The sequence below is a fragment of the Streptomyces sp. NRRL S-350 genome (genome assembly GCF_000719705.1).
Taxonomy (GTDB): domain Bacteria; phylum Actinomycetota; class Actinomycetes; order Streptomycetales; family Streptomycetaceae; genus Kitasatospora.
The window spans coordinates 210,989-220,385 of sequence record NZ_JOHO01000006.1; the positions used below are offsets into that span (position 1 = coordinate 210,989).

Annotated in this window: 8 protein-coding genes; 5 read left to right on the plus strand and 3 right to left on the minus strand. The window is 74.6% G+C overall.

The genetic code is table 11. The features are described from left to right. Nucleotides 1-49: 49 nt before the first annotated feature. The 3 genes from IF30_RS0108825 to IF30_RS0108835 all read left to right on the plus strand — a co-directional run bounded on the left by IF30_RS0108825 (nt 50) and on the right by IF30_RS0108835 (nt 3,945). Nucleotides 50-1,423 carry an MFS transporter gene (locus IF30_RS0108825; protein ID WP_051709525.1) on the plus strand — a complete coding sequence of 458 codons (1,374 nt, stop codon included), beginning with the start codon at nt 50-52 and terminating at the stop codon, nt 1,421-1,423. Nucleotides 1,424-1,530: 107 nt separating this feature from the next. Beyond that, complete coding sequence (locus IF30_RS0108830) at nt 1,531-2,859, plus strand: cytochrome P450 family protein (RefSeq protein ID WP_051709527.1); 1,329 nt, start codon at nt 1,531-1,533, stop codon at nt 2,857-2,859. 90 nt (nt 2,860-2,949) lie between these two features. Further along, on the plus strand, nt 2,950-3,945 hold the full coding sequence (locus IF30_RS0108835) for an L-tyrosine/L-tryptophan isonitrile synthase family protein (protein ID WP_051709529.1): 996 nt from the start codon (nt 2,950-2,952) through the stop codon (nt 3,943-3,945). 8 nt (nt 3,946-3,953) lie between these two features. Here the strand turns inward: IF30_RS0108835 and IF30_RS0108840 are convergent, their stop codons facing one another. From IF30_RS0108840 to IF30_RS0108850, 3 genes are read right to left on the minus strand one after another with little or no spacing between them, the layout of a single operon-like run. Further along, nucleotides 3,954-4,754, minus strand: coding sequence for an ABC transporter ATP-binding protein (locus IF30_RS0108840; RefSeq protein ID WP_030234421.1), 801 nt, complete (start codon nt 4,752-4,754; stop codon nt 3,954-3,956). After that, on the minus strand, nt 4,751-5,863 hold the full coding sequence (locus tag IF30_RS0108845) for an iron ABC transporter permease (RefSeq protein ID WP_078891237.1): 1,113 nt from the start codon (nt 5,861-5,863) through the stop codon (nt 4,751-4,753). The genes IF30_RS0108840 and IF30_RS0108845 overlap by 4 nt, the downstream gene beginning before the upstream one ends. 3 nt (nt 5,864-5,866) lie before the next feature. After that, nucleotides 5,867-6,994, minus strand: coding sequence for an ABC transporter substrate-binding protein (locus IF30_RS0108850; RefSeq protein WP_030234427.1), 1,128 nt, complete (start codon nt 6,992-6,994; stop codon nt 5,867-5,869). Nucleotides 6,995-7,315: 321 nt separating this feature from the next. Here IF30_RS0108850 and IF30_RS0108855 point away from each other — a divergent pair, with 321 nt between their 5' ends. Both IF30_RS0108855 and IF30_RS43340 read left to right on the plus strand, forming a co-directional pair. Further along, nucleotides 7,316-8,104 carry a helical backbone metal receptor gene (locus tag IF30_RS0108855; RefSeq protein WP_051709563.1) on the plus strand — a complete coding sequence of 263 codons (789 nt, stop codon included), beginning with the start codon at nt 7,316-7,318 and terminating at the stop codon, nt 8,102-8,104. A gap of 49 nt (nt 8,105-8,153) precedes the next feature. Further along, nucleotides 8,154-9,212 (plus strand): lytic transglycosylase domain-containing protein, encoded by a 1,059-nt coding sequence (locus IF30_RS43340; RefSeq protein ID WP_158834845.1) that lies wholly within the window; start codon nt 8,154-8,156, stop codon nt 9,210-9,212. Nucleotides 9,213-9,397 lie beyond the last annotated feature (185 nt).

Here is a 9,397-nt window from a genome sequence, read left to right on the forward strand (position 1 = left end):
GCCGCCGAGGCGGTGGCCGGTACAGCAGCTCGGGAACGGAGGGCCCGCCATGGCAGCACAACCGCCCAAGACAGCGCCAGCACTGACGGTCAGTCACTCCGAGGAAGCCGACCGCTGGAGCCTGGTCGTGGCAGCCGGCCTGCTCTCGTTCGTCGCGATGCTCGACATGAACGTGGTCAACCTCGCGCTCACCGACATCGCGGCCGGCCTCCATGTCTCCCCCGGGGTCGCCCAGTGGGCCGTCCTCGGCTACCAACTCCCGCTCGTGGCCCTCCTCTTGCCTGCCGGCCGGTGGCTGGACCAGGTCGGCACCCGCGCCGCCCTGCTGCTCGCGGTCGGCTGCTTCGCCGGCTGCAGCGTCCTGGCGGCCTGCGCGCCCTGGGCGGCCTGGCTGATCGCCGCCCGCCTGCTGCAGGGCGCCTTCGGGGCCGTGCTCTTCGTCCTGATGCCGGTGCTCGCCGCGACGTCCGTACGGCCCGAGCTGCGCGGCCGGGCCATGAGCGTGCCCGCCACCCTCGGCCCGCTCGGCGCTGTCACCGGCCCGGTCATCGGCGGCCTGCTGCTGGACCACCTCGACTGGCGGGCGGTCTTCCTGGTCAAGCTTCCGGTCTGCCTGGCCGCCGTGCTGATCGTGCTGCGGTGCGCCCCGCGCCGCGGCGCGCTCCGCCCGCCCGAGCGGGGTTCGCTCGGGGACGCCGCCCTGATAGGCGGTGCCGTGGCCGCCGTCCTGCTCGGCCTCACCCTGGCCCCCGACGCACCGCAGTGGCTGCTCCTGGCGCTGCCCGCCGTGCCACTGGTGCTGCTGTGGCTGCGCCGGCCCGGCGGTCGGCCGGTGGCCGAGGTGGTGCGGGCCGCCGGGACGGCCGGGGCCAACGCCTCGGTGCTGGCGCTGGCCGCCGGCTTCGCGGCCTGCCAGTACCTGCTCGTCCAGCACCTGCGCGGCCCCCGGGGCGAGAGCGCGACGGCCACCGCGCTGACCATGCTGGCCTTCCCGCTCGGCATGGTGCTCGCCGGACGGGTCGGGGGCCGGCTGGCCGACCGCTGGGGCGCCCGCCCGACCGCGCTCACCGGCGCCGCCGTCACCACACTCGGCCTGGCCCTGCTCGTCCCGCTGGACGCCGACTGGTCCGCCCTCGACCTCGTCGCCAGGCTCGCCCTCGCCGGTGCCGGAATGGGCCTCAACGGCGGCCCCACCCAGGCCCTGGTGATGACCGCCGCCCCACCCGGGACGCTGGCCACCGCCGGCTCCGCGGTCCAGTCGGCCCGCAGCCTCGGCTTCGCCCTCGGCCCGGCCCTCGCCACCGCCGCCTCCCCGGCCGGCCCGGGCGACACCACCGGGGCCCGGGTCGGGATCGCCCTGGCCGCCGCGCTCGCGGCGGCCGCCGTCGCGCTGCTCGCCCTCCACCGCACCCCCACGACCTGACGCCCCACCGCCCGCCGCCCCACGACCTGACGCCCAACGACCTGACGCCCCGGGCGCCCCACACCCCAGTCCACACCGCCCCACCCCCGCACCGGAGGATCCCCCAGATGACCGACACGCTCCCCGGCCCGGCCGGGACCGACACCCCGCACTGCCCGTACGGACACGACCGCCTCCCCTCCCCCGTGCCCCTGCACGGCCCGGCGTACAAGAGCGACCCGTACCCGCTGTACCGGCGGATGCGCGAGGCCGGGCCGGTGCACCGGGTGGAGTTCCCCAGCGGCATCCACGCCTGGCTGGTGACGGGATACCGCGCCGCCCACGCGACCCTCAACGACCCACGCCTCGGCAAGAACCACGCGCTGGGCAACGACACTTGGCGCCGGCTCGCGTCGATCATGCCCGAGCCGCAGCACTCGCAGCTCCAGGTCCACCTGCTCCACCAGGACCCGCCCAAGCACACCTCGATGCGCCGGCTCGTCCTGGACGCCTTCGCCCCGCGCCGGGTGGATTGCCTGCTCCCCCGGCTGCAGGAGCTGGCCGACGCGCTGGTCGACGAACTCCCCGAGACCGGCGGCGCCGACCTGGTGGCCGGCTTCGCGGCCCACTACCCCTTCCGTGTCCTTGCCGAAGTCATCGGACTGCCAGCCGAGTTGGCGGCCCGCTTCGACCGCGACTGGGGCAAGGTGGTCCAGCCCGTCGGCCCGCAGGACCCTGGCCGCCCGGCATACGAAGGACGGCTGCGCGGCCTGCAGACGTACATCGCCGACGTCGTCGCCCGCAAGCGCGCCGATTGCCTCACCCCCGGCCGGGCGGCATCCGAGGACCTGCTCGGACGGCTCGTCGCCGCCCACGACGCGGGCGAGTTGAGCCGCGAGGAACTCGACTCGATGGTGTTCCAGCTGCTGGTCGCCGGGCAGGAACCGGTCACCAACCAGATCACCACCATGCTGATCACCCTCCTGCGCCACCCCGAGCAGCTCGACCGGTTGCGCGACGGCATCGGCGAACCGGGTCTGCTCGCCCGGGCGGTGGAGGAACTGCTGCGCCACGACGCCGCGTTCGAGCTCACCACCTGGCGGTTCTTCGCCGAGGACAGCGACCTGTTCGGCACCACCGTCCCGGCGGGCGACTCGGTGATCGTCTCACTGTGCGCCGCCAACCGCGACGAGGAGCAGTTCCCCGCGGCCGACCGCCTCGACCTCGACCGCTCCCCCAACGCCCACCTCGCGTTCGGCCACGGCATCCACTACTGCCCCGGCGCCGCCCTGGCTCGGGCCGAACTCCGGATCGCGATCGCCACCTTGCTCGCCCGCCTGGACGGCCTCCGCCCCGCCGATGCCCCCGGCGACGGCCTCGACGACCTCACCTGGATCCCCGCCGTCCTGGCCCGCGGGGTCAACCGCCTGCCCGTCTCCTACGACCGTCGCCGCTGATCCGGGACGCCGACGCGCCCCCCGCCGGCAAGCAGCCCGGCTCCACCCGCCCGCGACCCGTACGACACCACCACCCGTGGAGGACCCGCCATGCCGCCCGTCGGCACCGCCACCGCCCCGACTCCCCTCACCACCGGCACCGAGGACCGCGCCTCGCCGGTGCGGCTCGCCGCCCGCGTCCTCGGCCTGCTGCTCCCGCACCGACGCGCCTCCGATCCTCGGCTCGACGCCCGCCCCGAGCACTTCCCGCTCCAACTGGCCCAGCTGACGGACTTCATCGCCGCCGGCGAACCGATCGTCTTCACCCTGCCGGGCTTCCCGTGCAAGTCGCCGAACCCGGCGAAAGTGCTCGGCCGGCTGCCCGACGAGGGCGAGCGGCTGTCACTCACCTTCCTGGACCGGCTCTGCGCCGAGATCGGCCGCCTCCACGAGCCCGGGGCACGGATCCTGATCTGCTCCGACGGCCACGTCTTCGGCGACCTCATCAACGTCCCGGACGACCACATCGACGCCTACTCCGACGAGTTGACCGCGATGATCGACCGCGAAGGCCTGGACCACCTCTCGACCTTCGACCTGCGGGCCGTCCTCGGCGACCTGTCGTACGACGAGAAGCGCGCCCGGGTGCACGAGCAGTACGCGCCCAGCGCCGAGGAGTTGCGCGAGCAGGTGCTGGCCGAGGAGGAGACCCTGCGGCTGTACCGCGGCATCACCCGCTTCCTCACCGAGGACACCGTCGGCTTCCCCGGCACCCGCTCCGCCCTGCAGCGGGAGTGCCGCCGTCGCGCCTACGGCGTGATCCAGCGCAGCCGGGCCTGGGGGGAGTTGATCGCCGAGCACCACCCGCGGGCCGTCCGGCTCTCCATCCACCCGCAGCCGGCCGGCGTGGCGAAGTTCGGCATCCGGCTGCTGGCCGCAGCCGACGCCTGGACCACGCCCTGGCACTCCTCGCTGCTCCACCGGGCTGACGGCACCTGGGAGTTCCTGCGAAACGAGGAGGCCGCGCGGCGCGGCCGGCTGGTGCTGCGAGACGGCCGGCCGAGCCACTACGAGGACCACCACGTGGGCCCCGACGAGGCCTGCTGAGCACCGGTCTACGCGTCGGCGGCGGCCGCCTTCGCAGCGACCGGGCTGCGGTGGTCGAAGGCGATCAACGGATCACCGGTGAGCGGGTGTTCGACCACCGCGGCCCGCACCCCGAAGACCTCCGCCAGCAGTTCGGCGGTCAGCACCTCCCGCGGCGCCCCGGAGGCCACCAGGGTGCCGCGGTGCAGCACGTGCAGCCGGTCGCACACGGAGGCGGCGGCGTTGAGGTCGTGCAGGGCGACCAGGGTGGTGCGGCGCTGTTCCCGCAGCAGGGCGAGGAGTTCGACCTGGTGCCGGACGTCCAGGTGGTTGGTCGGCTCGTCCAGTACCAGGACGTCCGGCTGCTGCGCGAGCGCGCGGGCCAGCAGCACCCGCTGCCGTTCACCGCCGGACAGTTGGGCGAACCGCCGGTCGGCGGCCTGCGCCATGCCGACCCGGGCCAGCGCCCCGGCGGTGATCCGGTGGTCCTCGGCGTCGTCGGGCGCGAAGGCCCGCTTGTACGGGGTGCGCCCCATCGCGACGACCTCCCGGACGCTCAACTCGAAGTCCCCGCCGCGCTCCTGCGGCAGCGCCCCGACATGCCGGGCGGACTGCGCGGGCCGTAGCCCGGCCAGGTCCTGACCGGCCAGCAGCACCCGGCCGGCGCTCGGCCGCAGGTGCCGGTAGACGGTGCGCAGCAGGCTGGACTTGCCGCTCCCGTTGGGCCCGACCAGTCCGGCGATCTCCCCCTCCTCGGCGACCAGGTGGACACCGGCCACCACGGTCCGACCGGCCAGGGTGACGCTCAATTCCTCGACGGCGATCCTCAACTGCGCTCCAGTCGTCGGTCCAGCAGGTAGAGCAGGGTGGGGGCGCCGAGCACGGCGGTGACCACGCCGATCGGCAGTTCCTGGCCGTCGAGGGCGGTGCGCGCCACGGTGTCGACGACGACCAGCAGCAGCGCGCCGGTGAGCGCGGACAGCGGCAGCAGGCGCCGGTGGTCGGCGCCCACGAGCAGTCGGCAGACGTGCGGCACCATCAGCCCGACGAAGCCGATCGCGCCGGAGACGGCGACCAGCACCCCGGTCAGCACGCTGGTGACGACGAAGACCTCCCGGCGCAGCCGGGCGACGTCCACGCCCAGCCCGGCGGCCGTCTCGTCGCCCATCAGCATCGCGTTGAGCCCACGGGCACGGGCCTGCAGCAGGGCCAGTCCGACGGCCACGACGAGGGCGGGAAGGGCGAGTTGGGCCCAGACGGCGCCGCCGAGGCTGCCCATGAGCCAGAACAGCACGCCCCGGGTCTGCTGTTCGTCGCGGGTCTGCAGGACGAGGTAGCTGGTGAGGCCGCCGAGGAACTGGGCGATGCCGATGCCCGCGAGGACCAAGCGCAGCGGGGAGAAGCCACCGCCGCGCCGGGCCATCAGCCAGACCAGCGAGAACGCGGCGAGCGCGCCGACGAACGCCGCCAGGGAGACGGTGAGGCCGAGCGAGCCGCCGAAGGAGAGCCGGAGCCCGAGGGTGGTGCCGAGGACGATGGCGGCGACCGCCCCGAGGGAGGCACCGGAGGAGATCCCGAGCAGGTACGGGTCGGCGAGCGGGTTGCGGACCAGGGCCTGGACGGCGGTGCCCACCAGGCCGAGCCCGGCGCCGACCACGGCCGCCAACAGGGCGCGGGGGACGCGTAGTTGCCAGACGATGAGGTCCCGGGTGCCGGGCTCGGCGGCGTGCCCGGTGAGGCGGCGGGCGACCACCGTCCAGACCTCGCCGGGCGGGACGTCCACCGAGCCGAGCGACACGGCTGCGGTCAGGGCGAGCACCAGGGCGGCGGTGAGGGCGAGGGCCAGCGGTCCGGCCCGCAGCGTGCGGGCCGGGCGCGGCTCGTCCTGCGGCTTGTCGCGCCGCTTGGCGCGCGGTTCTGCGGGGGCGGGCGAAGTCACGCTCTACTGCCCGTCCTTGGCGGAGCCGGGCATCAGGTCGGGGTGGACGGTCGCGGCGATCTGCCGGACGGCGTCCGCGTTGCGCACCCCCGCGATGGTGGTCACCTCGGAGCCGAGCCGGACGAAGCGGCCTTCCCGGACGGCTTTCAGGCCCTGTGTCGCGGGGAAGCCCTTGAGGAACGCCTCGGCGTCGTCGTAGGCCTTGCGGGTGGCCTCCTCGCTCCCCCGGTTGCGGACGGCGAGCTGGATCCAGTCCGGGTCCTTGGCGACGACGTCCTCCCAGGAGCCGGGCTTGAAGTCGGCGTCGCAGTCGGCGAACACATTGCGCGCACCGGCCTGGGTGATCACGGCGTTGGCGACCTGGCGGCCGCAGACCGCCACCGGCTGCTTGGTGCCGGCGTCGAAGTCGAAGACGAAGTAGCTGGGCCGCTGCTCCTGCGGCACGGCGGCCAGCGCGGCGCGGACCTCGCCGACCTGCTTCTCCATCCCGGCCACCAGTTCCTCCGCGCGGGCGCCGGTGCCGGTGACGGCCCCGAGCCGGCGGAGGTCGTTCTCGATCTCCGCGAAGTCGGTGCGCGGCGCCTTGGCGGCCTTCGGCGTCCCGGCGCAGGCGGTGGAGAGCAGGTAGACGTGCTGGATCCCGGCCGCCGCGTACTCCTCCTCGCTCGGCCCGGTGGCCCCGCCGCCCATCATCGGCATCGCACCGAAGGTGTCGAGGTAGAGGTCGGCGCCGGAGCCGAGCAGCTTCTCCTTGGGGATGCCCTTCTCGCCGAGCACCGGCACCTTGGCGCCCTGCTCGGCGAGCGCCGCCGGCAGGGTGCCCTTGCCGGGCGGGAATCCGGTGCCGATCACCCGGTCGCCGACGCCGAGTCGGAGCAGCATCTCCAGGCTCGCCGCGTTGCTGGTGACGATCCTCGTGGGCGCCTTGGCGATCGTGGTCTCCTTGCCCGCGCAGTCGGCGACCTCGACCGGGTAGGTGCCGGCCGGGGCGGGGTGGACGGTGGCGGAGGAGCCCTGTCCGGCGCCCCCGCCACCGCCCCCGCTTCCGGTTCCGTTTCCGCCGCTGCTTCCGCAGGCCGTGGCGAACAGGGCGACGGCGGCCGCGATTCCGCAGGCAACGCGTGGACGCATGAGAACTCTCCCGGTCGGTGGTCCGTGCTCGGGCCCGTGCTGCGGACCCGGACCAGGTAGTCGGACGGCCCGGGCGGCGGGTTCCGGGGATCTTCGAACGAACCGATCGATCCGAGTCGGGCTCCGATGCCTGGCCCCGGCCCCCCGTAGGCTGGCCGAATGGCCGACCCCACCACCCCGCGCCACGACACCGCCGACCGCGACGGCAACTGCCACCGCACCATCGGCGATGTCCGCGACGGCAGTGACGTCCGTGCCGGCAGTGATGTCCGCGACGGCAGTGATGTCCGTGACGGCAGTGATGTCCGTGACGATCTCGGCCTGCCCGTCCGGCTCGGGCCCCGGCCGCCCCGGCGGGTGGTCTCGCTGGTGCCCTCGCTGACCGAGGCGGTCGCCGTCACCGCGCCCGGGCTGCTGGTCGGTGCCACCGACTGGTGCAGTCACCCCGCCGACCTGGCCGTCACCCGGATCGGCGGCACCAAGAATCCGGACGTCCCGCGCGTCCTGGCGCTCGAACCGGACCTCGTCCTCGCGAACGACGAGGAGAACCGGCGCCCCGATCTGGAGGCCCTGCGGGCGGCCGGAGTCCCGGTCTGGGTCACCGACATCCGGACCCTGGACGACGCCTTCCGCTCGTTGGACCGGCTGCTGACCACCGCCTGCCGGCTGCCGCGCCCCGCCTGGCTGGACGAGGCGGAGGCCGCCTGGGCACGGATCGCCCCGGGCGGAACGCTCCGCGAGCCCGGCGGCCCGCGCACGATCGTGCCGGTCTGGCGCCGCCCGTGGATGGTCCTCGGCCGCGACACCTTCGCCGGGGACCTGCTGCACCGCCTGGGCCTTCGGCTCGTCCACGCCGACCACCCGCAGCGCTACCCCGCCATTCCCCTGCCCGAACTGCTCGCCTGCCGACCGGAGTTGGTGGTACTCCCGGACGAGCCGTACCGCTTCACCGCCGAGGACGGCCCCGAGGCGTTCCCGGGCACACCGGTGGCGCTGGTCAGCGGACGGCACCTGACCTGGTACGGGCCGTCCCTCGTCACCGCCCCGGCCGTCCTGCGGCAGGCACTCGACCGGCACCCGCCCGCCGGGGACGGGAAAGACGCCCCATAGGATGACCGCCACTCGCCGGGACCACCGGTGACACCCGGGGGGACCACAGATGAGAACGACCACCACGCGGCGAGCGCTGGTGCTGGTGTCGGCCGTCGCCGTGTCGACCGCAGTCCTGACCGGCTGCGGCACCGAACACGCCGGGACGCACCAGGACGCGGGCTCGGGCAGCACGCCGGTGGCCGCGAGCACCGCGCCGACCGAGACGCCGGCCGCGCCACCGAGCGTGAGCCCGTCCGCGAGCGGCACCCCGAGCCCGACCGCCTCGGCGAGCGCCGGCCCCGGCGCCCCGCAGAGCCCGACCGCCGGCGCGAGCAAGTCCGCGAAGGCCGGGTCGGGAACGCAGCCGGGCACTCAGCCGAGCAGCGTCCCCAAGGCCGCCGGCGGCGGCAACCTGCCCGCCGGCGTGACCACCCAGCCGCCGGTCGCCAAGCCCGTCATCGCGGCCCCGGTGCCGACCGCCAAGCCCGGCCCGGTCGCGCCCCCGCCGCCGCCCGCACCGCCGACCCCGCACGTGCCACCGCTGCAGAGCGGCTGCACCCCCAGCAAGCCCCGCCCGGACGACCCCAAGGAGGCCGTGGGCGCGGCCCTCACGTCGGCCGCCGGACAGTCCCGCGCCCTCAAGCTGAGCAGCGGCGGCACCGACCAGCTCCCGCCGCTGCCCGTGAACCTGGTCAAGGCGATCGCCTGGCAGGAGAGCGGCTGGCAGTCCGGCATCCTCGCGTGCGACGGCGGGATCGGCACCATGCAGGTCATGCCGAACACCGTCAGCTGGATGAACGGCAAGTTCGGCACCACCTCGGACGCCAACACGCTCGCCGGGAACGTCCAGTTGGGCTCCCAACTGCTCGACTGGCTCGTCGCCTACTACGGCGACTCCTCCTTCGGCGGCAAGTACGACCTCTCCCCCGACCCCGCCACCGGCAGGACGCCGCTGCTCGACCTGGTCGTCTCCGCGTACAACGCGGGCGCGGGCAACGTGCACTACAACACCGTCACCGACCCGACCACCGGCGAGGTCGTCGGCAGCCTGTCCATCCCCAACCCGGGGTACGTCGCCAATGTGAAGGCGCTGATGTCCACCCAGCCGTGGAACAAGGCGGGCTGACCCGGGAGCTCCGTGGCCTCAGGAGCGGCCTCAGGAGCGGCTTCCGGAACGGCTTCCGGAACGCGGCAGGGCCCGGGACGCTCGATCTTGGGTTCTAGTGGTTGTTGCAACACCCCAGTTCAGGGGATGCGATGACCTTCGAGATCCGCGAGGACCGGAGCCCTCAGGGGCGGCGGAAGCTCTCC